Origin of the sequence: Burkholderia puraquae, from assembly GCF_002099195.1 — a bacterium.
Lineage (GTDB): Bacteria > Pseudomonadota > Gammaproteobacteria > Burkholderiales > Burkholderiaceae > Burkholderia > Burkholderia puraquae.
The window spans coordinates 1-662 of record NZ_NBYX01000075.1 but is presented as its reverse complement, the minus strand read 5'-3'; the positions used below and the strand labels follow the sequence as shown (position 1 = coordinate 662).

The window sequence follows — 662 nt, the reverse complement described above, 5'->3', positions numbered from 1 at the left end:
GCGAGGCCTGCGCCGTTCACGAGGCAGCCGATGTTGCCGTCGAGCGAGATGTACGCGAGGTCGAACTTCGACGCTTCGATTTCAGCCGGATCTTCTTCGTCCAGATCGCGGTACGCGACGATTTCCGGGTGGCGGAACAGCGCGTTCGAGTCGAAGTTGAACTTCGCGTCGAGTGCGATGACCTTGCCGTCGCCGGAAACGTTCAGCGGGTTGATTTCAGCCAGCGATGCGTCGGTTTCCCAGAATGCCTTGTACAGGCCTTGCAGGATGGCGCGCGCTTGCGGAATCGAAGCAGCCGGCACGCCGATCTTCGCGGCGAGGTCGTCGGCCTGCGCGTCGAGCAGGCCCGTCGACGGCTCGACGATGACCTTGTGGATCAGTTCCGGGTGCTTTTCGGCAACTTCTTCGATGTCCATACCGCCTTCGCTCGAACCCATCAGCACGATCTTTTGCGTCACGCGATCAACGACGAGGCTGACATACAGTTCCTGCTTGATGTCGGCGCCTTCTTCGACCATCAGACGGTTGACCTTCTGGCCTTCCGGGCCGGTCTGGTGCGTGACGAGCTGCATGCCGAGGATCTGGTTCGCGTATTCGCGAACCTGCTCGATCGACTTCGCCACCTTCACGCCGCCGCCCTTGCCACGGCCACCTGCGTGAAT

At 61.5% G+C, this 662-nt stretch carries 1 protein-coding gene; it reads right to left on the bottom strand.

The window, feature by feature from the left end:
* Positions 1-662 (bottom strand): ATP-grasp domain-containing protein (locus B7G54_RS37845; RefSeq protein ID WP_341866408.1); only part of this gene is annotated, 662 nt, incomplete at both ends.